The 26,303-nt window shown below is 32.8% G+C and carries 24 protein-coding genes and 1 riboswitch; of the genes, 17 read left to right on the top strand and 7 right to left on the bottom strand.

Translation table 11 applies throughout. From position 1 onward, the window contains the following. The first annotated feature begins 36 nt into the window (after positions 1–36). The 14 genes from Q0X14_RS03565 (at position 37) to Q0X14_RS03500 (ending at position 17,342) form a co-directional block, all read left to right on the top strand. Positions 37–498, top strand: a complete 462-nt coding sequence (locus tag Q0X14_RS03565) for an NUDIX pyrophosphatase (protein WP_297842522.1) — start codon at positions 37–39, stop codon at positions 496–498. A 69-nt stretch (positions 499–567) separates the two neighbouring features. After that, positions 568–1,482: a PfkB family carbohydrate kinase gene (locus Q0X14_RS03560; protein ID WP_297842520.1), complete on the top strand. Its 915-nt coding sequence runs from the start codon at positions 568–570 to the stop codon at positions 1,480–1,482. Next, positions 1,472–2,482: an S-methyl-5-thioribose-1-phosphate isomerase gene (gene mtnA, locus Q0X14_RS03555; protein ID WP_297842516.1), complete on the top strand. Its 1,011-nt coding sequence runs from the start codon at positions 1,472–1,474 to the stop codon at positions 2,480–2,482. The genes Q0X14_RS03560 and mtnA overlap by 11 nt, the downstream gene beginning before the upstream one ends. After that, positions 2,479–3,219, top strand: a complete 741-nt coding sequence (gene recO, locus Q0X14_RS03550) for a DNA repair protein RecO (RefSeq protein WP_297842513.1) — start codon at positions 2,479–2,481, stop codon at positions 3,217–3,219. Before mtnA ends, recO begins: the two co-directional genes overlap by 4 nt. Before the next feature lie 37 nt (positions 3,220–3,256). Further along, entirely contained in the window at positions 3,257–4,747 is a 1,491-nt protein-coding gene (locus Q0X14_RS03545; protein ID WP_297842511.1) for a Do family serine endopeptidase, read from the top strand. A gap of 75 nt (positions 4,748–4,822) precedes the next feature. Continuing rightward, positions 4,823–6,034, top strand: coding sequence for a chorismate synthase (aroC, locus tag Q0X14_RS03540; RefSeq protein ID WP_297842508.1), 1,212 nt, complete (start codon positions 4,823–4,825; stop codon positions 6,032–6,034). Between the two features lie 2 nt (positions 6,035–6,036). After that, positions 6,037–6,684, top strand: coding sequence for an MBL fold metallo-hydrolase (locus tag Q0X14_RS03535; protein ID WP_297842506.1), 648 nt, complete (start codon positions 6,037–6,039; stop codon positions 6,682–6,684). 1 nt (position 6,685) lies between these two features. Next, the gene (locus Q0X14_RS03530) at positions 6,686–7,435 is read left to right on the top strand and encodes an ABC transporter permease subunit (protein ID WP_297842504.1); all 750 of its coding nucleotides are present in this window, start codon (positions 6,686–6,688) and stop codon (positions 7,433–7,435) included. Between the two features lie 5 nt (positions 7,436–7,440). Beyond that, positions 7,441–8,220, top strand: coding sequence for an ATP-binding cassette domain-containing protein (locus Q0X14_RS03525; protein ID WP_297842502.1), 780 nt, complete (start codon positions 7,441–7,443; stop codon positions 8,218–8,220). Between the two features lie 12 nt (positions 8,221–8,232). Then, positions 8,233–9,777 (top strand): acyl-CoA carboxylase subunit beta, encoded by a 1,545-nt coding sequence (locus tag Q0X14_RS03520; protein ID WP_297842499.1) that lies wholly within the window; start codon positions 8,233–8,235, stop codon positions 9,775–9,777. 105 nt (positions 9,778–9,882) lie between these two features. Further along, on the top strand, positions 9,883–12,645 hold the full coding sequence (locus Q0X14_RS03515) for a LysM peptidoglycan-binding domain-containing protein (RefSeq protein ID WP_297842496.1): 2,763 nt from the start codon (positions 9,883–9,885) through the stop codon (positions 12,643–12,645). Between the two features lie 17 nt (positions 12,646–12,662). Beyond that, positions 12,663–12,771: riboswitch (TPP riboswitch) on the top strand. A 59-nt stretch (positions 12,772–12,830) separates the two neighbouring features. After that, on the top strand, positions 12,831–15,296 hold the full coding sequence (locus tag Q0X14_RS03510) for a TonB-dependent receptor (protein ID WP_297842493.1): 2,466 nt from the start codon (positions 12,831–12,833) through the stop codon (positions 15,294–15,296). A gap of 11 nt (positions 15,297–15,307) precedes the next feature. Beyond that, positions 15,308–15,961 carry a thiamine diphosphokinase gene (locus Q0X14_RS03505; RefSeq protein WP_297842490.1) on the top strand — a complete coding sequence of 218 codons (654 nt, stop codon included), beginning with the start codon at positions 15,308–15,310 and terminating at the stop codon, positions 15,959–15,961. Next, positions 15,948–17,342 carry a sodium:solute symporter family protein gene (locus Q0X14_RS03500; RefSeq protein ID WP_297842487.1) on the top strand — a complete coding sequence of 465 codons (1,395 nt, stop codon included), beginning with the start codon at positions 15,948–15,950 and terminating at the stop codon, positions 17,340–17,342. The genes Q0X14_RS03505 and Q0X14_RS03500 overlap by 14 nt, the downstream gene beginning before the upstream one ends. On the opposite strand, the gene Q0X14_RS03495 is transcribed toward Q0X14_RS03500, so the two are convergent. The 3 genes from Q0X14_RS03495 to tyrS form a co-directional block, all read right to left on the bottom strand. Beyond that, entirely contained in the window at positions 17,310–18,179 is an 870-nt protein-coding gene (locus Q0X14_RS03495; protein WP_297842485.1) for a TerC/Alx family metal homeostasis membrane protein, read from the bottom strand. The genes Q0X14_RS03500 and Q0X14_RS03495 overlap by 33 nt on opposite strands. 68 nt (positions 18,180–18,247) lie before the next feature. Next, positions 18,248–18,793: an arginine decarboxylase, pyruvoyl-dependent gene (locus tag Q0X14_RS03490; RefSeq protein ID WP_014560604.1), complete on the bottom strand. Its 546-nt coding sequence runs from the start codon at positions 18,791–18,793 to the stop codon at positions 18,248–18,250. A 3-nt stretch (positions 18,794–18,796) separates the two neighbouring features. Beyond that, complete coding sequence (gene tyrS / locus Q0X14_RS03485; protein WP_297842483.1) at positions 18,797–20,023, bottom strand: tyrosine--tRNA ligase; 1,227 nt, start codon at positions 20,021–20,023, stop codon at positions 18,797–18,799. Between the two features lie 75 nt (positions 20,024–20,098). Between tyrS and Q0X14_RS03480 the strand changes: the two genes are divergently transcribed. Beyond that, positions 20,099–20,251 carry a hypothetical protein gene (locus Q0X14_RS03480; RefSeq protein ID WP_297842479.1) on the top strand — a complete coding sequence of 51 codons (153 nt, stop codon included), beginning with the start codon at positions 20,099–20,101 and terminating at the stop codon, positions 20,249–20,251. Here the strand turns inward: Q0X14_RS03480 and smpB are convergent. The 4 genes from smpB to Q0X14_RS03460 all read right to left on the bottom strand — a co-directional run bounded on the left by smpB (position 20,218) and on the right by Q0X14_RS03460 (position 22,788). Continuing rightward, positions 20,218–20,676, bottom strand: a complete 459-nt coding sequence (gene smpB / locus Q0X14_RS03475) for an SsrA-binding protein SmpB (RefSeq protein WP_297842476.1) — start codon at positions 20,674–20,676, stop codon at positions 20,218–20,220. The genes Q0X14_RS03480 and smpB overlap by 34 nt on opposite strands. A gap of 129 nt (positions 20,677–20,805) precedes the next feature. Continuing rightward, a complete protein-coding gene (locus tag Q0X14_RS03470) occupies positions 20,806–21,651 on the bottom strand; it encodes a hypothetical protein (protein ID WP_297842473.1) in 846 nt (281 codons plus the stop codon). Continuing rightward, complete coding sequence (locus tag Q0X14_RS03465; RefSeq protein WP_297842471.1) at positions 21,638–22,114, bottom strand: hypothetical protein; 477 nt, start codon at positions 22,112–22,114, stop codon at positions 21,638–21,640. Before Q0X14_RS03465 ends, Q0X14_RS03470 begins: the two co-directional genes overlap by 14 nt. Positions 22,115–22,125: 11 nt before the next feature. Next, entirely contained in the window at positions 22,126–22,788 is a 663-nt protein-coding gene (locus Q0X14_RS03460) for a hypothetical protein (RefSeq protein ID WP_297842469.1), read from the bottom strand. A 174-nt stretch (positions 22,789–22,962) separates the two neighbouring features. Here Q0X14_RS03460 and Q0X14_RS03455 point away from each other — a divergent pair, with 174 nt between their 5' ends. Together Q0X14_RS03455 and Q0X14_RS03450 are read left to right on the top strand one after the other, a co-directional pair. Then, complete coding sequence (locus Q0X14_RS03455) at positions 22,963–24,798, top strand: alpha-amylase family glycosyl hydrolase (RefSeq protein ID WP_297842467.1); 1,836 nt, start codon at positions 22,963–22,965, stop codon at positions 24,796–24,798. 14 nt (positions 24,799–24,812) lie between these two features. Further along, a complete protein-coding gene (locus Q0X14_RS03450) occupies positions 24,813–26,276 on the top strand; it encodes an MFS transporter (RefSeq protein ID WP_297842465.1) in 1,464 nt (487 codons plus the stop codon). The last annotated feature ends 27 nt before the right edge of the window (positions 26,277–26,303 follow it).

Genomic DNA, 26,303 nt, shown 5'->3' with positions numbered 1-26,303 from the left:
TATCCACTTAATCAAACAAAGAAAAATTTTTTTAATATGAAAGTAATTTCAAACCTTATTGAAGCACATATATTCAGAGAAAAAGATGGTGAGATAGAATTCCTGCTTTTGAAGCGAGCACCATATCAATATTATCCAAATCTTTGGCAAATGGTTTCCGGTAAAATAAAAGATAATGAAAAAGCTTATCAAACAGCGTTGCGGGAAATAAAAGAGGAAACCGGTTTAATTCCGGAAAAAATCTGGATTGCACCAAACATAAATTCTTTCTATTCACCTGAAGATGAATACATTTCGTTAATTCCGGTTTTTGCCGCTAAAGTAGATTATCAGTCGCATATAAAAATCAGCACTGAACATGTTGAATACAAATGGTTAAAACCAGTTGAGGCACGAAATCTTCTGGCGTGGGAAGGACAAAGAAAGTCAGTAGATTTAATTACTGAATATTTTTTTCACAGAAAAAGTTTTTTGAATTTTGTTGAGATAAAGATTTAACGATTTATTAAGTATTATTTAAATACCTTATTTTAAAATTATAATTTCTAAATTTTTCAGGAGAATAAATTGGGTTTATTAGTCGTCGGCTCTCTCGGTCTTGATACAGTTGCAACACCTTTTGACAAAATTGAAAATGCACTTGGTGGTTCAGCAACTTACATTTCTTTGGCTGCAAGTTATTTCAGTGGACCAATAAGATTAGTTGGAATTGTGGGAAGTGATTTTCCAAAAGAATACATAGATATGTTAAACACTCATAACATCGACCTCGAGGGTCTGCAGATTGTTGAAGGAGGAAAAACTTTTCGCTGGTCAGGGAAATATCATTATGATTTGAATGTAAGAGATACACTTTATACTGAATTAAATGTATTTGAAAAATTTGATCCGGTTATTCCGGATAGTGCACGAAAATCTAAATTTGTTTGTCTCGGTAATATTGATCCTGTGCTTCAATCAAAAGTTTTGGACCAGATGGAAAATCCGCAATTTGTTGTCTGCGATACAATGAATTACTGGATTGAGGGAAAGAAAAAAGAATTATTGGAGTTGTTACCAAGAGTGAATGTCCTGATTATAAATGATTCTGAAGCAAGACTTCTTGCCCACGAACCAAATCTTATTAGAGCTGCTAAAATGATAAGAGCAATGGGACCAGAAATCCTGATTATCAAAAAAGGTGAACACGGTGCATTGCTTTTCACAGAAGAGACAATTTTTTCTGCGCCGGCTTTTCCAATGGAATCTATTTATGATCCAACTGGAGCAGGAGATTCTTTTGCTGGTGGTTTTATTGGTTATCTATTTAAAACAAGAGACTTATCATCAGAGAGTTTAAAACGTGCTGTTATTTATGGAAGCACAATGGCTTCATTTTGTGTAGAAAAATTCAGTACGAAAGGATTAGAGGAATTATCATACTTACAAATTCAGGATCGTTTCAGACAATTTATGAATCTATCAAGGTTTGATGAAGAATAATTCTTACTTCCCGCTAAAGTTCGAAGATGATCATCTGATTTTTATTGATCAGACAAAACTCCCTTTACAGGAAAATTATATCTCAACTGATGATTACATCCGAATAGCAGAAGCAATTGAACGCCTTGAAATAAGAGGAGCTCCTTTAATTGGAATAGCGGCAGCTTATGCTTGTGCTTTGGCTTTCAAAAATAAAAATGAAAAGGATGATAATTTTTTTAATAAAGTTTATAACAGACTTGCAACCACAAGACCAACTGCAGTTAATTTATTTTTTGCTTTGAAAGAAATTGAAAAAGTTTATTCCAGTATGGATGATAGTAATGTTTATGAGTCTCTACTATTAACTGCGCATAAAATTTTTTCTGATGAAGAAAAATTCTCTGAGAAGATTGCAAAAAATGGTTTGAATATTTTCCTTAAGCGATCAAATGTTCTTACACATTGTAACACAGGTGCTTTAGCAACTGCCGGTTTTGGAACCGCTTTTGCAATTATAAAAAATGCTTTTGATCATCAATTAATAAATCATGTTTTTGTAGATGAAACCAGACCATTACTTCAGGGATTGCGATTAACTGCATTCGAATTAGAAAAGAATGAAATTCCATTTACTGTTCAAACAGATTCTTCTGCAGCAGTTTTAATGCAGGAAGGCAAAATAGATTTAGTGATTACCGGTGCTGACAGAATTGCATTAAACGGAGATACAGCAAATAAAATCGGGACATACAATCTCGCTGTGCTTTGTAATTATCACAATATTCCATTCTATATTGCGGCTCCATCAACTACAATTGACAGAACAATCGCAACCGGAGCTGAAATTGCCATTGAATTCAGAGATAGTAAAGAACTTTTGTTTATTGGTGATAAGCAGGTAGGAAAAGAATCATACCAATGTTTTTGTCCTGCATTTGATGTAACTCCTTCGCATCTTATCAGAGGTATTATTACCGAAGAAGGTGTGTTTACATTTCCATATAACTTCATAAGATGAGTGAGATAATAAAAACACAAGCAATAGTTCTTGGAAAAATGAACTACAGTGATAGTAGTTTAATTGTAACTCTTTATACAGACCATAACGGAAAAGTTCCTGCAATTTTAAAGGGTGCAAGATCACCAAAATCAAAACTTGCTTTGATTGTTGATACATTAAATCACATAGAAGTAATATTCTATAAAAAAGAATCTAGAGAACTTCAAATTGTATCATCTGCAGACTTGATTTCACACTTTCCGAATATTAAATCTGATCTTGAATCCACAAAATATGCTTTTGCAGTTCTTGAGCTTGTTCGCAACTTAACGATTGAAAATGAATCAAACTCACGTCTGTTTAAGGGTCTTGTTAGAATACTCGAGCATTTTGAAAATAAAAAAGAATCGCCATCAATTTTGTTTGCAAGATTTTTTATGTTTCTAATTACTGAAACAGGTTACGAAATTATGATTGATAAATGCTCGATTTGTGGAAAAGAGTTAACACCTGAATTTTCAATCGGGTATAATTTTTCCACGGGATTTATTTGTAATGAATGTCTTCAGTCTCATTCTGGATTTGAAAAAATTGAGTCGGAACTTTTCAAATTTCTTTATTGTCTAAAGAACAAGAAATTTCTGAATGGATTGAAAGTTACAACAATCGATGAAGGGAATTCTTTTCTTGAAAGATATGTTAAAGAACATATTCCTGACTTTAAGGGAATTCAATCATTGGAAATGTTCAAGTAGAGTTTAATAAAATATTTCTATCGATAGGAGGAATAAAATGAAACTAAACAAAAAAGGAATCATAAGTGCAATACTGTTGGTTTCTATTGGAATTGTCTTTGGCGCTTTATTAGTATCTGGTTTTGGATTTGTTCGACCAGGATTAGCAGATATAAATCTTGGTGCAAAAATTCCACCTGTTAATCTTGATGCTGATGCAACTTCTTTCTCAAAAGCATTCATTGAAGTTGCTGAAAAGGTAACTCCTGCAATTGTTCAGATTACAGTTGTAGCCGAACGGGAAAATCCACACGAAGACTTTTTCTTTTTCCCATTCAAAGATTTGCCTGAAGAACAACGCGGCAGCGGGAGCGGAATCATAATTTCAGAAGATGGTTATATATTAACTAATAATCATGTAGTTGAAAAAGCAACAAAAGTAACAGTCAATCTCGCTGATAAGAGAACCTTCGATGCTGAAGTTGTAGGAACTGATCCTTTAACAGATTTAGCAGTTATAAAAATAGATGCAAAAAATCTTACCGTAGCTTATCTCGGCGATTCGGACAACTTAAAAGTTGGACAATGGGTAATGGCAATTGGTAATCCGCTATCGCTTAGCTCAACTGTTACAGCAGGAATAGTTTCTGCAATTGGTCGCGGACAGCTTGGTTTAATCAGAGATAGTTATGGAGTTGAAAATTTCATTCAAACAGACGCAGTTATTAATCCTGGAAACAGCGGTGGTGCTTTGGTTGACTTATCCGGCGCTGTTGTTGGAGTAAACAGTGCAATTGCAACCCGCGGAACGGGAACATATATCGGTTATGGATTTGCAATCCCAATTAATCTTGCAAAGACTGTTGCACAGGAAATTATAGCTTACGGAAAAGTTAACAGAGGTTACATAGGAATTAACATTGGTGAAGTTGATAATGCAATTGCAAAATCTGTTGGATTAGACAGACCAAAAGGAATAATTATCAATGGAATAATTGAAGGCGGTGCTGCTTCAGAAACTGATCTTAAATCCGGTGATATTATTCTTAAAATTGATGGAAAAGAAGTTAACAAACCAAATGAACTTCAGAGTTATGTTGCTTCGAAAACTGCCGGCACAACTGTTAAATTAACAATCTTCAGAGATGGAAAAGAATTAGAAAGAAAAGTAACTCTTAAACCAAGAGATGAAAAATCAAAGAACGAACCTGTAGCAAAAAAAGATAATAAAGATTCAGACAAAGGTGTAAAGAAAGATATCATCTCTCTTGATAACATAGGAATGACAGTAAGAAATCTTAATCAGAAAGAAAAAGATACTTACAAAGTTTCTGAAGGAATTATAATAACTGATGTCAAAAGTTTCAGTAAAGCTGATGATCAGAGACTATTCAAAGGTTTGGTTATAGTTGAAGCGGATAGAAAGCCCGTTGAAGATGTGGAGCAATTCAGAAAATTAATTGAAAGCAGAAAAGGAAGTGCTGTTCTTCTTAAAGTACAGGATGCAGATGGTAATTCAAGATTTGTTGGATTAGAAATTCCTGAATAAGAAAAATTTTTTCCTTACAAACGCCCGTTCTTTACGGGCGTTTTTTTTATATTTGAAGTAGTATCTGGAGAACAAATGATAAGATTTCTTACTGCTGGCGAATCTCACGGAAAAGCTCTCACAACAATAGTTGACGGCTTTCCTTCAAATTTTAAATTGAACTCTGAATATATTAATCATCAACTTAAACGAAGACAGTTTGGTTATGGTCGCGGACTTCGTATGAAAATTGAAAACGATAAAGTTGAAATTCTATCCGGAGTTCGATTTGGTAAAACTTTAGGAACACCAATTTCATTGCTTATAAAAAACAATGATTGGGAAAACTGGCAGAACAAAATGTCAGTCACAGAGATTGATGAGCAAATTGAAAAAATTACTATTCCAAGACCCGGCCACGCTGATCTGGTTGGCATTTCTAAATATAATTTTAATGATATTCGAAATTCAATTGAAAGATCATCAGCGAGAGAAACTGCCGCAAGAGTAGCTGCCTGTTCAGTTGCAAGAAAATTTTTAGAAGAATTCGGAATTCATATTGGAAGTTATGTCGAAAGTATCGGAGGAATTTATTCTAAAGAAGATTTCTCTGAGAAACTCTTTAATAATTATTTACCACAATCATTCAACGGTAAAAAATTAAATAGTCAGTCTGATAAAAGTCTGGTGCGTGTTCTTGATTCTGATCAGGAGCGAAAGATTATTAACAAAATAAAACTTGCGAAGAAAAAAGGAGATACTTTAGGTGGGACTTTTGTTGTTGTTGCAACTGGAATTCCTGTTGGACTTGGTTCCTTTATTCAGTTTGACAGAAGAATTGATGCAGAAATTGCACATTCAATAATGTCAATAAATGCTGTTAAAGGAGTTGAAATTGGAGCAGGTTTTTATTCAGCAGAAAATTTTGGTTCTCAATCACACGATGAAATTATAATTTCTAAAAATAAATTTTCCAGAAAGACAAATCGTGCTGGTGGAATTGAAGGCGGAATAACAACAGGTTTACCAATAATTGTTCGTGCTGCAATGAAACCAATCGCAACACTGATGTCTCCGATAGAATCCGTAGATTTAAGTAAAATGAAAAAAGTTTTATCAAGAAGAGAGAGAAGCGATTTCGTTGCTGTACCTGCCTGTGCTGTAATTGCTGAATCAATGCTTGCCTGGTCAATTGCTAAATTCTTTCTTGAGAAATTTGGTGGTGATTCGCTCGAAGAAACTAAAGAAAATTATCACAATTATAACTCAGAACTATTCAAAAGAATCAGAGAAAATTTCAAAGGATAACGATGCTAAAAATTCATTCATTTGAATTTAATCCATTCAATGAAAATACATATTTACTTTGGGATGATGAGACAAAGGAAACTGCTATTATTGATCCAGGATGTTATGATGAATTTGAAAAATCCGAATTGAAAAATTTTATTGAAGAACAAAACTTGATTCCAAAGCTGTTGATTAACACTCATTGTCATATTGATCATATACTTGGTGTTTCTTTCATAAAAGAAAATTATGATGTAATATATCTCATTCCTGAAAAAGACTTACCTCTGCATAAAAATGCTTCTTCTCAGGGACAAATGTTCGGCTTTGATTTAGAAGAATTACCTGAACCTGATGAATTCATTACTGAAGAAAAAATTATCAGACTTGGTCAGGAAGAATTAAAACCGTTATTCACACCGGGTCATACTGCAGGAGAGTATTGTTTTTACTCAGAGAAAAATAAAATATGCATAACGGGTGATGTACTTTTTCATCAGTCAATTGGAAGAACTGATCTTTGGGGTGGTGATTATGATACTTTGATTCAAAGTATCAGAACTAAATTACTCACTTTGCCTGATGATACAAGAATTTTCCCTGGTCACGGAATTGATTCAACAATTGGAATCGAAAGAAAACAAAATCCATTCTTAACTAATATCTGAAATGAAGTCGAATAAGATTAAAATTATAATTTTTAGTTTAGTTGCTTATATCGCTTTATTCGAATTCCTATTTCCTTTAAATGGATTTTTTCCATCAGTGACGGTTATTTTTCTTTCTCTTACCGAACTTTTACAAAACTACAATTTTGCATTAAACTTAATTTCAACTTTCGCTGCAGTATATGTAACAATTTTGTTCAACTTTTTATTCACAAAAATTTTATTCCCTTATCTGATAAGAAAAAAAGTCGAGCAGGATTCATCCTATTCAAGTTCAATTCATTCAATAGTCTGGATATTTAGTCACATTCCGTTTATTCTGACTGCACTTTTAATACTAACCTGGTTTCCTGATTTCATACTTGATAAGTACATAGTTGCAATAATTATTCTCTTACCGAAAAATTTAATGGAAATTTCAGAATATGATATTTCGAATCATAAAAATTATTTCTATTTCTATAATTCGGTCGGTGTTGATAAAACTTCAATTCTCAATAAAATTATTTTCAAACTGATTGAGCCGGAATATTTTTTATATCAGCTTAAAAACCATTCTCGGATTTGGAGTATCATTATCATTACTGAATTCATTCAACAGAAAGAGGGTGTTGGAGGAATTCTCAGAACTGTATTCAAGTATCAGGATATTTCATTGATTTTTACAATCACAATTTTCGTTTCATTGTTAGTCTTCGCGATTCAAAAAGCTCTGAACTTACTTTATCATAAAGTTTATTTCTGGAAATAATAACAATGATTGTAAGTATATCAAATATTTCCAAATCATACCTGGTAGAATCAATCTTCGATAAAAAAGTATTGAATGAAATAAGCTTTGAACTGAACTTTCTTGAAAATAATTTCATATCATTGATTGCTCCATTTGGCTCAGGTAAGACAACTTTACTAAAAATTATTGCCGGATTAACTACTACTGATTCAGGTAAAATAATTGTAAATGAAAATGGCAATGAAAAAATACTCGATAATGTTGTTTATATTCCAACTGAACCAGTATCAATTCCGTGGATGAGTGTAAAAAAGAATATCGAATTTGCCATAGCTAAAAATCAATTATCTCAGGAGAGAACAAAATTCATTATTAGTCTTATAGGTTTAGAAGGATACGAAGACCATATTCCAGATAAAGATAGTTTTGGTTTTCGATTCAGAATTACTCTCGGAAGAGCATTATACTCAAACCCTAAACTGATTTTGCTTGATGAACCATTTAATAAATTGGATTGGTTAACAAAAGCAGAAATATTTTCTATGATAAAAAGTGTTGTTACTCAAACTGATTCAAAATTTTTAATGGCTACAAGTAATTTATTAGATGCGATTTTTCTTTCTGATGAGGTGATGTTTTTTAATAAAGAAGGAAAAACTATAACAGAAAGTTTGAAGATTGAAAAAAGTTTTTCTACAATGAATGAAATGTTACAATCAGATTACTTCAATCAGGTTCTAAATAATTTCAAATTGAAAATGAATATTCATTCCGGATATAATATCAAAGATTTTTCAATTTAATTTGAGGGCAGAATGAAAGATAAATTTGATGAACTTGCAAAGCGAAAAGCTGAGGCATTACTCGGCGGCGGCAAAGATAAAATTGAAGCCCAACATAAAAAAGGAAAGTTAACTGCTCGGGAAAGAATCGAACTATTGTTGGACGAAGGCTCATTTGAAGAAGTTGATATGTTTGTAAAACATCGCGCTACAAATTTTGGATTGGATAAAGTAAATTATCCCGGAGATGGAGTCGTTACTGGTTTTGGTAAAATTGATGGAAGACCTGTTGCGCTTTTTAGTCAGGACTTTACAGTTTTTGGTGGTTCACTTTCAGAAACTCACGCAGAAAAAATTGTTAAGATTATGAATATGGCAATGAAAGCCGGGATTCCTGTTATTGGATTGAACGATTCTGGCGGTGCAAGGATTCAGGAAGGTGTAAATAGTCTTGGTGGTTATGCTGATATTTTCTTACTAAATACACTTGCGTCGGGAGTTATTCCACAAATTTCAGTAATACTCGGTCCTTGTGCAGGTGGAGCAGTTTATTCACCCGCAATTACCGATTTTGTTTTTATGGTTAGAAATACAAGTTATATGTTCGTTACAGGACCAAATGTTGTAAAAACTGTAACTCACGAAGATGTAACTTTTGAAGAACTTGGCGGTGCAGATACTCACGCAATCAAATCAGGAGTTGCTCATTTTGTATTTGATTCAGAAATTGAAACGCTTCAGAATGTTAGAAAACTTCTGAGCTATCTTCCACTCAATTTTATGGATCAACCTCCAAGATTTGATTTTGATATAAGTCAATTATCTGAAGAGCCAAGACTCGACACAATTATTCCCGATAATCCTAACAAACCATATGACATTAAAGAAGTAATTTCATTAATTGTTGATGATGGTGAATTTTTTGAAGTTCACAAAGATTTTGCTGAAAATATAGTGACAGGATTTGCAAGAGTGTCAGGAATGTCGGTCGGAATTGTCGCCAATCAACCTGAAGTGCTTGCAGGAGTGCTCGATATTAACGCTTCTGTTAAAGGCGCAAGATTTGTAAGGTTTTGTGATGCGTTCAATATACCTTTATTGGTGTTTGTAGATGTTCCGGGCTTTTTACCGGGAACAGAACAAGAATGGGGAGGAATAATAAGACACGGTGCAAAGTTGCTTTATGCATTTAGCGAAGCAACAGTACCAAAGGTTACTGTGATTACAAGAAAAGCTTATGGTGGTGCTTACGATGTGATGAATTCAAAGCATATAAGAGGTGATTTCAATTTTGCCTGGCCGTCGGCAGAAATTGCCGTTATGGGACCAAAAGGTGCGGTAGAAATTATCTTTAAAAAAGAAATTGAAAGTTCAAAAGATCCTGAAAATGAGTTAAATAAAAAATTAAATGAGTATATAGAGAAATTTGCGAATCCTTACATTGCCGCTGAGCGTGGCTTTATTGATGATGTGATTTATCCAAGAGAGACCAAAATGAAATTAGTTCAAGCTTTTGACTTATTGAAAAATAAAGTTGACAAGAATCCAAAGAAAAAACATGGGAACATCCCATTGTAATCTTAAATCGTTACAGGCAAGTAAGTTATAAACAAACAGTTAACTTTTTGCTTGAAAAAACTAAATGATAATTTTATATTGCAAGTAAAATAATCCGGAGTAATAATGAAAAAAATTCTTCTACTACCATTTGCTCTACTGATTCTTAATTTTTGGGGATGCAGTGGTTCAGAAGTAACACAGACAGAGTTAAAACAGGAAACTAATGTTAGTAAGACAGGAATAGTTTCAGAATTGTTGGAAGAAGCGAGACAAAATTATGTGATGGCTCTAAAGAAACAGGAATTGAATAGTATAAATGAAACTGTTGAATTTTATGAGAGTGCTTTGAGAATAATAAATAATCTTAGTTATTATCCGGGAATTGAAAAGAATGAGGCATATAAAGAACTTGAGAATTCCATAATTGATGATTATAAAAATTTTATTGATGGATTAAGTTATTTACCTGAAGGTGTTTCGTTCGCTGCTTATGATGAATGGATGAGAAAAGCTGTTCCTGAAATTGAACTCTCATTAAAAGATGACGATACTCATCCTAAATTAGTAATCCCTGCTGATATTCCACTCGAAGTTAATTCTTATGTTGAACAATGGTTAAATTATTTTACCGGAAAAGGAAGCGACGCAATGCGCCGTTGGCTTTCTCGTTCAGGCAAATATTTTCCTATGATGTCTCAGGTCTTTAAGGAAGAAGGTTTACCTTTGCAACTTCTTTACTTAAGTATGATGGAAAGTGGACTTAACCCAACTGCCCGTTCCTGGGCATCTGCAGTTGGTTTATGGCAATTTATAAAATCGACTGGTTCGCTATATGGGCTTGAAACTGATTTCTACTTTGATGAAAGAAGAGATCCCGTTAAGTCAACTTATGCGGCAGCTAAACACTTAAAGGATTTATATAACTCACTTGGAGATTGGTATCTGGCATTGGCAGCTTATAATTGTGGAGAGGGAAGAGTAAGAAGAGCAATAAGCAGAGCAAACTCCTATGATTATTGGACAGTAAGAAAATATTTGCCGAAGGAAACCCGGAATTATGTCCCCATTTATATTGCTGTTTCAATGATTGCAATGGAACCTGAAAAATATGGTTTTACCAATATCAATTATGAAAAACCTTATGAATATGATGTGTACACTGTTGAAGGTGCAATTGATCTCGGTTATTTGGCAACCTGTGCAAATACTGATCTTCAGACTTTAATTGATTTGAATCCTGAGCTTACTCAGTTATCCACACCTATGAATTATCCTGGCGGATATCCATTAAAAATTCCAAGAGGAACAATTCAACAATTTGCCGAGAATATTAAAAACATTCCGGAATCTGCACGAAGAAATTATCTTGTTCATACCGTTAGAAAAGGTGAAACAATTACAAAAATTGCTAACAGATATGGTGTTTCTAAATTTGATCTTGCTGATGCAAACAACATCACGACTAAGACAAAACTTTATGCCGGATTAAAATTAAAAATTCCGGTAATGGTAGCAAGCACACAAACTGACTATACAGAAAATACAGACACTCAAATCGCTTCAGATAATGGTAATGATGAATATATATCGCCATACGCTTCTTTATTAAAAAATGACTCTGAGAAGAGTAGTAATGAAGAAAATACCGTTGAACAATTAACTCAAAACGAAAATGAAATTGCATCAAATGATGTGAACACCGATGAAGAAATAAAACAAGAAGCTTCAATACTTCAACCTGAAGGAACAGTTCCTGTAACTTACCAGGTAAAGAAAAACGATAGTTTATTAGGAATAGCAGATTTGTTTAATTGTCGTGTTAGCGATATAAGAAACTGGAATTCTATTCCTTATACCAGATCTATAAAAGTTGGCGAAACATTAACAATCTTTGTCCCCGAAAATCAAAAAGATTATTACGCAAGTCTTGATAAAACAACAGAAATAACTTCAAAAACAAATTCTAACAATTCTGAGAAATCAGCTTTAGTTTACCATCGTATTAAAAAAGGCGAAACTTTGAATCAGATCGCTTCTTCTTATGGAGTAACCACTGATCAGTTAAGAGACTGGAATGATATAAACGGAAATAAAATTTATGTTGGAAGAAAGCTGAAAATCTATACTGACGGACGAGCTCCAAATAAATCTCGAACTGAATTGGTAAGTAATACCTCGACAAATCTCTTCAAATATAAAGTTAAAAGAGGTGATTCTCTCAGTGAGATTGCAGATAAGTTTGGTGTTTCAGTAGCAGAATTAAAAAAATGGAATGGACTGAAAGGTAATTCAATTGCTGCAGGTAAAACATTAAAGATTTTCTCTTCATCATCTTCATCTTCTTATGGAGATATTACAACAAAGAACAGTTCAAATTTGACTTACTATAAAGTAAATCCGGGTGAAACAATTGGTCAGATTGCTGAAAAGTTCAAAGTAAAAATTTCTGATATTCAGAATTGGAATAATTTATCAGGTAATAAAATAATCGCTGGCTCAAGATTGAAAATTTATTCAAATGCAAGTGTAAATGACATAGATGTTGAACCTGTAAGAAATTCGAATAATTCATCAGGCACTCACATAATCAGAAAAGGTGAGACTATCATTTCAATAGCAGCTTTGTACAATATTTCAGTTTCTGATTTGAGAAAATGGAATAACTTAACTAGTGACAATATCCAGATAGGTGATAAACTTATTGTCTCTTCTGAAAATAAAAATGTAACTACATCTAAAGCAAAACCTGATTACCATATAGTTCAGAAAGGTGAAACTTTATTTTCAATTTCGAAGTTTTATAATGTACCGGTTACAAGACTTAAATCTTTGAACGGTTTAACTTCGTCTAATATAAAAGTTGGGGAAAGGTTAAGACTTAACTAAATACAAATTTAACTAACGATAGCCGTTAGGGGTGTTATCCCGCAATTTCCTTTGTGGGATATCTGAGATAATACCCTCAAACCTGATCTGGGTAATGCCAGCGTAGGGAAACGGGCTTGAAGAGTGATTTGCTTTAAGCCGTTTCCAACGGCTTTTTTCATTTATAAACTTTTATGGAGGTTAAAATGAAAAGTAAAATCATTCTTCTTTTTTTGTTTCTATCGTTTTCTGCTTTCTCTCAGCAGAAAGATTTATCCGGAATTGTTGTTGATTCCGAGACTTCAATCCCATTGCAGAATGCAAATATCTATCTTACAAAAAATAAAACAGGAACAACTTCTGATCGACAAGGAAAATTTGTTCTTAAAGGAGTTTCAGAATCTGACACTCTTATTATAAGTTACCTTGGTTATAAACAACTCAGTTTGCCTGTCTCTCAACTTCAAAATAATCAAACCTTTTTTCTTGAAAGGATAATTCTTCCTTCTCAGACTGTTCTCGTAGAAGCGAGTATTGGTCAAAAGGGAGTAACACCTTTAACTTTCGAGAAAATAAAACGAGACCAGATTCAGAAAGACTATGTTGTTCAGGATATTCCACAGTACCTCAGTCAACTGCCGTCAACAACTTTTTATTCTGAGAATGGAAATGGAATCGGATATAATTATTTAAGCATCAGAGGTTTTGATCAAAGGAGAATTTCAGTTTCAATAAATGGAATTCCGCAAAATGATCCTGAGGACCACAATGTTTACTGGCTGGATTTTCCCGATTTATTAGCAAGTACAGAATTAATTCAGGTTCAACGTGGAGCTGGTTCTGGAGTTATTGGATATCCGGCAGTTGGTGGTTCAATCAATATTATCACTTCTCCTTTTTCTGATAAAGCAAAACTAAATCTTTCATCATCTTACGGAAGCTATCACACCAGAAAATACAGCGCTGCATTTGCAAGTGGATTGATTGATAACAAATATTCGTTCTATGCAAAACTATCTCAGATATTAAGCTCAGGATATAGAAATTTATCCTGGGCAAAATTTAATGTTTACCATTTTTCTGCAGTCAGATATGATGACAAATTAACTTCTCAAATTAATTTTTATGGCGGACCAATCTCAGATGGACTTGCATATACTGGTATCGCAAAGTTTGCTGTTAAAGATAAAAATTTAAGAAGGGCGAATTATTCTTATTGGGAAGCAGATGAAAACGGTTATACTTTTACCGTTAACAGAAGACCAGAAGAAATTGAGAATTTCTCTCAACCACATTTTGAACTTCTGAATGAATATAAGTTTAATGATGATGTTAAATTTAACTCTGCACTATTTCTGGTAATTGGTGAAGGATTTTTTGACTACGATGGTTCCTGGTCAATTTATTATGATGATTATTTCAGACTAAGAGCAAATGGATTTGATACGAATTATATTCCGACTAATGCGATTATAAGAGCTCAGGTCGAAAATAAGCAGTATGGATGGATACCAAGATTAAGTTTTTCACACGACAATGGAGAATTGATTGTCGGTGGAGAATTAAGAATTCATCGCTCTAATCACTGGGGAAATATTAACTATGCAGAAAATCTTCCGCCTAACATTTCAAAAGATTATTACTACTATTTTTATAACGGTGCAAAAGATATCGCATCAATCTATGCACACGAATCTTACAAGTTGAATGACCAAATAAATCTACTTGGTGAACTACAAGTTGCATATCATAAATACAAATTATACAACGAAAGATATGTTGGAAATGATTTTTCCATTAGCGATATCTTTTTTAATCCTCGTTTAGGTATAAATTATAAAATCTCTGATCAATTCAATTCCTTTATCTCTTTTGCAAGAGTAACACGAGAACCAAGATTAAAAAACTATTATGATGCTGCTGAATCGAGTGCAGGAGAAGTTCCACAATTTGAATTAAATTCTGATGGAACATATAATTTTTCTAAACCACTTGTAAAACCGGAAACTATGAACGATTTTGAAATTGGTTTGTCCTTCAATAATCAGTTTATATCTGCGTCAACTAATTTTTATTATATGATTTTCAATGATGAAATAGTTCGCAAAGGTCAGGTTGATAGATTTGGTCAACCTATTACAGGAAATGTTGATCAAACAATTCACGCTGGAGTTGAATTACAATTAATAGCAAAAATTACTGACGCGCTGGATGTTTTCGGCAACTTCACTTACAGCAATAATGAAATTAAAAATGGTAAATACTTTTTAGGTGGTTCTGATTTCATAGATTTAAGCGGAAATAAAATCAGCGGATTTCCAGATGTGCTTGCAAACTTTGGAATTCAGTTCAAACAGAATAATTTATTTCTGAAACTGAGTGGTAAATATGTTGGCAAAATGTTCTCGGATAACTTTGATAAAAATCTGAAAGATTATCTTAACAGATTCCCTGGCTTTGTTGATTATTCTGATAATGTTAATGATGCTTATTTTGTGATGGATTTTTATGGGAGTTATGACTTCAAACTTTTTGATGCTTTAGATAATTCAAAAATCTTTTTGCAGGTAAATAATTTGTTCAATAATCTTTATTCAGCTTATGCAATAGGAAAAGAATTTTTCCCTGCAGCAGAAAGAAATTTTATTGCCGGAATTCAGGTTGGACTTTAAAGGAAAGCAGTTTGAAAAAATGTATTATAATTGCAAATGGAAGAGCACCTTCAAAAAAGGTGATTAACTTCTTTGAGAAAAAAGGTTATACAACTTTAATTTGTGCAGATGGTGGAGCCAACTCAGCAAAAAAGCTCGGGTTGGTTCCCGATTATATTATCGGTGACCTTGATTCAGTTAGTCCTGAAACCATAAAATATTTTTCAGATAAATCAACGATTATAAAAATCACAAGACAGAATGACACTGATGTTGAAAAATGTCTTAAGTTCGCAATTAAAAAAGGATTCACTGAAGCATTATTACTTGGTGTTACCGGTGACAGGTTAGATCATACAATTTGTAATCTTGGAATTGTCCTGAAATTTTTTAATAAAATTGAATGCAATGTCGTTGCTGAAAATTCTTTTTTAACTCCAACCAATGAATCGATTACCTTGAAGTCAAAACCTGGTGAAACAATTTCTTTATATGCATTCGATTCAAAGACAAAAATTTCTTCCGATGGATTAAAATACCAGCTTAAAAATTCCAGACTTCCATTCGGTGAAAGAGAAAGCACATCAAATGTAGCCACACAAAATGAAGTAAAGTTAAACATTAGAGGTGGAATAGTTTTTATTATTCGCGATTTTAATTTCGTTGCAAAAAATGATCTCATTTAGTTTTGAAGACATTGCAGTCATTCTCACTTTTTTTGTATTACTTCTTTTGATCGGATTTCTATCATCAAAAAAATCCAAAGATGCAACTGACTATCTTCTCGCCGGAAGGAATTTAAACCTATTATTATTCGTGCTTGTAACGGTTTCAACCTGGTATGGTGGCATATTAGGAGTAGGCGAGTTCACTTATCGCTACGGCTTACTCAGTTGGTTTACACAAGGACTTCCGTATTATCTTTTCGCTTTTTTATTTGCAATTTTCTTTGCTAAAAAAATTCGTGAAGCATCTTTATTCACAATACCTGATAAACTTTTTGAAGTTTATGGCAAAAATGTTTCTTTACTTTCTGCAGTTATAGTATTCATACTTGTTTCACCAGCACCTTATCTTTTGATGACAGCAAGTTTATTGAAAGAAATCTTTAAGATTGATTTTCTTTTAGCATTAATCATTTCATTCCTGCTTTCGGGTTCATATCTGATTAGAGGTGGATTCCGTTCAAATGTTTATGTTGATGCTTTTCAGTTCTTTGTGATGTTTATTGGATTTATTATAGCTGTTATAATTTGTTTTAACAACATTGGTGGAATTGAATTCTTAAATACAAATCTTCCAGCTAATCATCTGAAACTAACCGGTGATGCTTCACCAACTTTTATAATTGTTTGGTTTCTAATTGCATTATGGACATTTGCCGATCCAGGATTTCATCAGAGAGCTTATGCTTCAAAAAATGGTAATGTAGCTAAATGGGGAATAATCATTTCAATTTTTTTCTGGGCGCTTTTTGATTTTCTTACAACTTCAACAGGACTATTTGCCAGAGCGTTATTCCCAAATCTTGAACAACCAGTCTTAGCATTTCCTTTTCTTGCAGAAAAAATTTTATCTCCGGGATTGAAGGGAATTTTCTATGCCGGAATGTTTGCTACAATCATTTCAACACTTAACAGTTTTCTTTTTCTTAGTGCAACCACTATTGGCAGAGATTTTTTTTATCGGCTTAGTCCTGAATTGAATGATGAAAAATTAAAATATTATACATCAATCGGAATAATTATTTCTGGGATTGTTGCAATAGTAATTTCTTACATTATTCCTTCAGTAGTTCAGATTTGGTACACAATCGGTTCGTTGTTTATTCCCGCAATTATTCCAGCAGTTGTGAGTGCTTATTATTCGAAATCCAGAATAGCAAAAAATATAATGCTGATTGAAATGATAATTTCTCTTTTATCAGGAACAATCTGGTTTTTTATAAGAGACAGTTTTCAAAATTCGCTTTGGTATGAAATTGAACCAATGCTAGTTGGACTTGGCGCAGCGATAATCATTCACATTATCGGACTAATCAGAAAATTTTCTCTTCTTGATAAGTGATAATAAAATGGAGATTGATAGAATAGTAACTATGATGATTAATGAAACTTCAGTAGGAATTTTATAAAAATCACTTATCAACATCTTAATACCAACATAAAATAACAGCAAAGCAACGCCGTATTTCAAATACCTGAACAAATCCACCAATCCGGCAAGAGCAAAATACAAAGCCCTTAATCCGAGTATCGCAAAAATGTTGGAAGAAATAATTATAAAAGTATCGTGGGTAATTGCAATGATTGCAGGAATTGAGTCAACGGCAAATACGATGTCAGATGATTCAATCAACAACAATGTTAAGAACATTGTTGTGATATAAGTTTTGCCGTTTTCTTTAACAAAAAATTTTCTGCCGTCATAATCAGTTTTAAGTTTGAAGTACTTTACAAAAATTTTTATAAGCCAGTTGTTTTCAACATCAATTTTCTCATCACTGCCGAAAGCCATTTTATATGCTGCGTAAAGTAGAATGGCACCGAATACATAAATCACCGGATGAAATAAGCTTATCAGAGCAACACCAGCAAGAATGAAAACTATTCTGAAAAATATTGCTCCTAAAATTCCCCATTTAAGTATATGAGGTTGATGTTCAGCTTTAACATTCATCACGCTGAAAATCATCAGAAAGACAAATAGATTATCTACTGATAAAGACTTTTCAATGATGTAACCTGTAAGAAATTCAATTGCCTTCTGATGACCGTTTTCAAGGTAGAAGTATAGGAATATGTTAAAAAGAAGAGCGGTAATGATCCAAATACCGCTCCAGATAAGACTTGCTTTTAAGGTTATTTTTCCTCGTCTGTGATCAGTTACATAAAGATCAATCATCAGCATTATTGCGATGATGACGGAGAAAATAATCCAGAAAATATTTTCAGATAACAATCAGTCCCTCGTTATGGTAAAAATATACCGGCAGCTACTACAGTAGTCCATAAACCGTTTTTATCACCTTCAGCAGATTGAGTAACATTAAATGTTCGAACTATTTTACCGGACATTTTATAAATATCTTCTCGTTCACTCCAATCTTTATCTGCATCGAACTCAACTCCCAAAGTTGTAGCAAGCATTGTTGCAGCCAAATCTTCGGCATACTCACCGGCAACTTTTTCAGTTTGTCCATAAGGATGATGTTCAGATAGATAACCATAAGCATTTGGATCAGCAGGAATTGCAACACCAATTGAAGCCGCGATAAGTCTGTTTGGTTCATTTGTTGAATTACGAGCCATAACACAATGCGTAATCTGACCAGGTGTAATAAGTTTCAATCCTTCTTCAACTGATATTCTTTTGCAGCCGATAGGGAAAATACTGCTAACTGAAACAAGATTGCATATTTCAATTTTAGCATTTCTCAATGCCAATTCGAAAGAGCTAAGATACTCTTTGTGTCTTCCAACACCTTTTGTGAAGAAAATTTTTGTCGGTAGATACAATTTTTATTTTCCTTTCTCTATTAGTTTTAGAAATTTTCGTTTACCTACTTTAAGAATCATTCCTGATTTGATATTGATGCTCTGATGAACATCTGAAACTTTTTCACCATCAATTGAAACTCCACCTTGCTGAACTAATCTTTTGGCTTCGCCTTTCGATGGCGCAAAGTTTACTAAAAGAAGCAGGTCTAAAATATTGATTTCTGTGTTTTCTTCAATATGAAATTCATCAATCTCATCAGGAATTTCTTTTTTGATGAATATTTTGTCAAACTCTTCCTGTGCTTTATTAGCAGCTTCTTCATCATAATACATCGAAACAAGAGTTCTGGCAAGCTCGCGCTTTAAATCGCGCGGATTTGTTTTACCATCTTCGAGTGCAGCTTTTATTTCTTTCAGCCGTTCATTTGAAACATTTGTAGCTAGTTCGAAATAAGTGTAAATCAAAGTGTCAGGAATTGACATTGTTCTTCCAAAAATTTGTTCCGGTGGATCAGAAATTCCGATATAGTTATCATATGATTTACTCATTTTCTCAACACCATCAGTTCCCACAAGCAATGGCATTGTTAAAATTACCTGAGGTTCAACTCCGTATTCTCTTTGAATATCACGGCCAACGAATAAATTAAATTTCTGATCTGTTCCTCCCAGTTCAACATCACTCTGAATTGCAACTGAATCCATTGCCTGAGCAAGTGGATAAAGAAATTCGTGAATGCTGATTGGTTCACCGGCTTTGTATCGCTTTGTGAAATCGTCTCGCTCAAGCATTCTTGCAACTGTGTACTTTGAAGCAAGTTTAATTACATCTTCGAAAGTCATTTTACCAAGCCATTCAGAGTTGTAAACAATTTTAGTTTTATTCTTATCCAGAATTTTAGATGCCTGCTGAAAATAACTTTCACCGTTTATTCTTGTTTGTTCAAGAGTTAACGCAGGTCTTGTTGAATTTCTACCGGAAGGATCACCAATCATTCCTGTAAAGTCACCAATAATAAGAATTGCCTGATGACCAAGTTGTTGGAACTGAGCAAGCTTTCTTAACACCACAGAATGACCAATGTGAAGATCAGGACGACTTGGATCGCATCCTAATTTTATGTTCAGTGGTTTCCCGGATTTAATTGACCGTTCAATTTTCTGAACTAACTCTTCTTCAGGAATAATCTCAACAGTACCGCGCCTGATGAGATCCATTTGTTCATTTACAGAAGGAAATTTTATCATATGCTTTATTCAGTACTTTCTTTTAATGTAATTCGAATTTAAATCTGATAATCAATTCAAAAGAGATTTAATAAGATGAAACTGTTAAATTTATTCAACTCAACATCCATTCAACCATTCAATCATTCAATCAATCATTCATACATCCATTCATCCATTCATCCATTCATTCATACCTTCATTTATACTTTCATTCAATATTTTATTCTTCTTTCTTGTTCACGCTGAAAATCGCGTTTAGCAATCGTTTCCCGTTTATCATAAGATTTTTTACCCTTTGCCAGAGCGAGCTCGACTTTCACTCTACCGTTTTTGAAATACATTCTTAAAGGAATGAGTGTTAACCCTTTTTCTTTAGTCTTTCCAATAAGTTTTCTTATTTCACTTTTGTTTAATAATAATTTTCTGTCGCGTGTCGGATTATGATTATTGATATTTCCTTGTTTGTACTCACTTATATGTGCACTAACAAGCCAAACTTCACCATTTTTTATTGTTGCATAACTATCAACAAGATTTGCTTTTCCTTCACGCAATGCTTTAACTTCTGTACCGACTAAAACTATTCCTGCTTCAAATGTTTGAAGAATGTGATAATCGTGTCTTGCTTTACGATTAACCGTAATATTTTTTTCTTCAGCTTGCTTGTCCATAACTCAAAAATTTAGTTTCAAAAATTAACTTAATTGAAGTTAATTACAATGAAATTTGACGAGCTAATTATGGAAATTTTAGTGAAGGATTTAATTGAAAGAATTAAAAATTGCTCAATGATTATTGCATCAGTCAGAAATACTCACTGTTCTTAATATTTTGTTCTTAAGCTTGATTTCATTCAATTCAAAAGAGGTTAAATAATTTTGCCAAAGGGTAAAAATGATTTTATTGATCAAAATTGCGATGAATGGAGCAAGCAAATAATAAATATGTAAAGTTGTAGTTCCGTGAATAAGATTAAATATTAAACTATCCGAGTTGATATGAGCTATTTCTTTTATTCCCAGGATTTTATATCCAACAAATTCAACAGTTAATAATGAAGTTAAATAGAACAGATAAAATATTGGATAGAATTTCAGTTTATTAGAAAATTTATCTTTAAAGTGTGAAAACGAAATACAAATGATAAGTATAGAAACCGACCAGCATCCAAATGCCCAGAAATTAAGTCCACTTGAATTAAGGAAATCATAATTATATCTATATTGGTAGAATCCGACCCAGAAAAAAGAAATAGTTAATGAAGTAACGATAGCAGGGAAGTAAGACGAATATTTAATCTCATTTCTTGAATTGAATATATACTTTCCCAATCTGAAGTTTAAGAACAAACCTGATAATCCTACTAATATATCTGTTATTTGATCTTTTATTGTTTCAGGTTTGAAAATATTAAAAGCAATGTAAATCAAATATATTTCAACAACTTCGTAAAGAACTAACAACAGAAAAGTAATGAGATATATTCTTCGGATTCTGAGATTAGATAAAATTACCGGAATGAAAAAACCTGAGAAGAAATGTACCAGTGACCAATAATCAAAAAAGAAATATTTGTTCTGATAAAGAACAGTATAGAGCCACTCCGTATTAACTCTAATAAATTTTAGAATCTCAGCTAATTCCATCTGCGAATAACTTATTTCTGTTTCTGAAAATTAAAAACCGAAAAATAATCTGATAAAGCAGCAACTGTGAAAAGAGATTAATCATCAAAACATTTACAAACGCAAATCCGAAGATGAATAATGTACTGAATATCATTAGCAAAGTGTTTACAAACACTGAAGAGATTAAAGCTTTGAATCTTAATTTATCAGTTAACTCAATCTCAGTTTTTTCTTTTGAGAAATTTAGTAGTAACAGACCAGTTAGTAACAAAAGCGTAACAATTTCTTCTGAAATGTTGTTTGTAATAACCTGAAAAGTTTTGGTTTCTAAAAAGCTTGAGTAAACAGTAAATACGGGTAAAGTTAAAACAGCAGGTTTAATTCCTAATGAAAATCTTACATAAGCAGAGATTATTCCTAAAAGGAATAAAATCATCCCCACAAACCTGAATTTGTGGGGAAGAAAAAACTTATGATTCATATTAAATCTGATCAGGAATTAGGAGCGAAAATATATGAACTAACTTTGGAACCATCTTCAAGATAAATTTCAACATAAACTATTCCGAATTTGTGGTTCGCACGATATACAAATTTTTGAATTCCGGGAATTCTGGAATCCTGTTCAAGTGTAATGGTTTTTATATAATAAAATCCATAAGGAAAATCGTCCACATCGGAACGAGCAGTTACAGTTCGAGTAATAGTTTTACCATCTGATTTTGTGAGCTTATATTGATCTCCAACCTTTGCATCATATTTAACTAATGTATGTGGTTTTTGATCTTTATTGAAGAAGTCCTGAATTCCGGCAGTGGTGATTTTAAATTGAACTTCGGCATCTATATTTCCTTGAGCATCGTAAACATTACCAGGAATTTTATCAAGAAGTTGTTTGATTTTGTTTGATTGCGAAACATTGGCTTTTATTTTAAAGGTAACCAAACCATTATTGTTGCTTACAACTTTTATTGTGTCATTCAGATCAACATAGTCATTCCCAACTTGAACACTTAAAAAAAATTCATCTCCAACATTACTTATTTCAGTATTTACATCTCCACCAAGACTGTTAGGATCATTTGAATCTTCTTTGTCGCAAGCAAAGAACAAGAAACCTAATAAAATTAAACCAGCGATTTTTACTGCTTTCATTTTCCCCTCCTGAAGGATGTTGATTGTTAAATATTATTATTTCGATAGCAACATAAAATAAAAGTTACTAAAAATAAATTTGCGATTTATCAACAATTATTTTGAAAAAAATATTTTATAAAAATGTTTAGTTAATAGTATTTCACTATCTTTGCCAAAATTTTTAAGAGAATTATGATTAAGAAGATAATATTTTTAAGCTTTTATCTGGTCTCGTTTTCATTTCCACAAAAATTTAATGTGGAAAGAATCGAGCCGCCTAATTGGTGGTTTGGATTAAAAACAGATACAATTCAGATTCTTATCTATGGAAAGAATGTTGGTAATGCTGAGATTTATCCTTCGCATAGAGGAGCAACTGTAATTGATTATCATAAAACAGAAAGTCCAAACTATCTTTTTATTGATTTAGTTGTTGATAATTCAATTAATGAAAATCTGAATTTTGAAATCGGGTTTGCAACAAATGAATACGATACAGTAATAAGCTTTCCAATTCTTAAAAGAGAAAAAAGAGAGAAAGCTTTTCAGGGATTTAATCAAAGTGATGTTGTTTATTTAATTATGGCAGATCGTTTCTGCGATGGCAATCCTGAAAACAACAATCTTGGTGATAGTCTGGATGAATTTACAGAAAAAGATTTAGATGGAAGAAAAGGTGGGGATATTGAAGGAATAATTTCAAAACTGGATTATCTTAGAGAACTTGGTGTGTCTGCAATCTGGATTACTCCAATGCTCGAAAACAATATGTGGATGAGTTATCACGGCTATGCTGCAACAGACTTGTATAAAATCGATCCAAGATTTGGAAGCAACGAGTTATTTAAAAAACTTGTTGATGAAGCACATAAAAAAGATTTGAAAATTATAATGGATCATGTTTCAAATCATATTGGAATTAATCATTGGTGGATTAAAGATTTACCATTTAAGAATTGGATAAATGGAGAGCCGGGAAATCATCTTCCTGCAAATCACAATAAAATGACTTTCCCTGATCCTTACAGTCCTGGTGAATCAGTCGCTTTAACCTGGAACGGATGGTTTACCGATTATATGCCCGATTTAAATCAGAGTAATCCATTTCTGAAAAATTATCTTATTCAAAACACAATATGGTGGATAGAATATCTTGGTATTGATGGAATTCGTGAAGATACTTATCCCTATGTTAATCAATATTATTTATCTGATTGGGCAAAAATTATTCTGAATGAATATCAAAACTTTAATATTGTTGGAGAAATCTGGACAGGCGAACCACCTTTTTTAGCAGCTTATCAGAGAAATAATAAATTCGGATTAAAACTTAATTCCAATTTGCCATCAATAACTGATTTTGCTTCGGCGGATGCATTCCGCGATTATCTTTCAGGCAGAAGAGGATTAGAAGCGATATTTAATATTCTTGCGATGGATTACATTTATTCAGAACCCGAAAATCTTCTAACCTTTATTGATAACCACGATATCGCACGTGGATTATATTTAGCTAATGAGAATATTGAAAAGTTTAAAGTCGCACTAACAATTCTTTTAACAACTCGTGGCATTCCAAAAATTCTATATGGAACTGAAATCGGAATAGTTGGAGATGATAGACACGGAACTATAAGAACACCTTTTCCCGGAGGTTTCAAATCAAGTGATCATAATGCATTTAGCAAATGTGGAAGAAATGATACGGAGAATAATCTTTTTAATTATACTCAAAAATTAATTTCGTTAAGAAGAGACTTTAAATCATTATCAACAGGAAACCTTACACATTATTATCCCTTCAATAATGTATATGTTTATTTCAAAAATTTGAACGATGAAACAACAATGATTGTTGTAAACGGAAGTGATAAAGAACAAACAATAGATTTTTCTTCATACAGTGAAATGCTTTCTTCAAAAAGTAAATTAATTGATTTGATGAATGATGATGAAATAACATTGTCTAAAAATTCTAAAATGGAAATTGAGCCATTGAGTTCTAAAATCTTTCTTATAGAAAAATAAGCTGAGGAAATTTTATGCTTGAGATTCAAAAAAAATTAACCAATGCATTTTATGCGTTGCTTGCTTTACCGGCAACAGCAATGGGCTTTGCATTATCAATTCAGATTTCAGCTTTAAGCTGGATACTTAGTACTAAATACAAACTTGATATTCACGATGTTGGATTGGTTTGGGCAGCAGGACCGATTGCAGGAATTCTTGGACAAGTAATAATCGGAATTATCAGTGACAATGTTTGGTTTCTTAATGGAAGAAGAAGACCTTTCATTTTGATTGGTGGATTTCTCGCTGCAATGATGCTTCTTGCTTTGCCTAATATTGATGTTATTTCATCAACACTCGGAATTGATGGAATACTTGGAGTTGCAATTGCAGTTGCTTTAACTCTCGATTTAGCAATCAACATTAGTTTTAATCCGACGCGTTCAATCATCGCCGATGTAACTCCGGAAGGCGTAGAACGAACCAAAGGATACACCTGGATGCAAACAATTTCAGGAACATTTGGTGTACTTGCTTATGTAATCGGCGCAGTGTGGAATAATTATGTTTTAATTTATTTCGGAGTATTTCTGGTTCTTGTTCTTTCAATTGTTCCAACTCTTTTTATTGAAGAACCAAGATATCTTTCAAAAGGTGCAAATCAACAGGATAAACACGAAACAAAAGCATCATTTGGAGCCATTCTTGGTTACATCGAACCGCTTTGGGGATTTTTGATTTATTCTATTTATGCAATTGTAATGCGAGTGCTCAATATTCACTTTGATAATTACTATGCAGAGATAATTTGTTTTGCTATTACTATAATCTTCATCTTAAAAGTTTTATTTCAGAAAACTGATGGAAAAAGTGCTGCAGAAAAAGGTTTGATTGGATTTAAAAAAGTTCTTGCAGCACATTCATTTACCTGGGTTGGAATCCAGACAATGTTTGTTTATATGTTTGCTTATGTTCAATACAAAGTCTTTGGTTATGATGCTAATTCTGTAATTCCTGAGGATGTATCAATACAAATGGGAAAAGTTGTTACAATTTCATTTTTAATCTTCAATGCTGTTGCTGCAGTTCTTCCGGTTCTGGTACTTGAACCTATGGCAAGAAAGATTGGAAAAGTCCGAACACACTTTCTGAGCATTGCATCGATGGCTATTGCTTATGCTGCAATGCTTTTCTTTGGTTTTTCTCCTTTAGTTATTTACATCATTATGGCTTTGCTTGGAATCGGTTGGGCATCAACAATCAGTTTGCCTTTTGCAATTATGTCGCAACAAATTGATCAGACAAGAATGGGTCTGTTTATGGGATTATTTAATCTTTCAGTAGTATTACCACAGTTGGTTGCAAGTTTTGGAATTGGTCAGGCGATAAGTGCTGCACAAGATAAAAGTTTAATATTCATTATAAGTGCAGTAACTCTTTCAATTTCTGCAATCCTTTGGATGTTGGTTAAAGAAGAGAAAGTGCATACTGATTAAAAGTAATTTTAATTACATTTTAATAAT

Source organism: Ignavibacterium sp. (assembly GCF_025998815.1).
Lineage (GTDB): Bacteria > Bacteroidota > Ignavibacteria > Ignavibacteriales > Ignavibacteriaceae > Ignavibacterium.
This window is presented reverse-complemented; position numbering and strand designations above follow the sequence as displayed.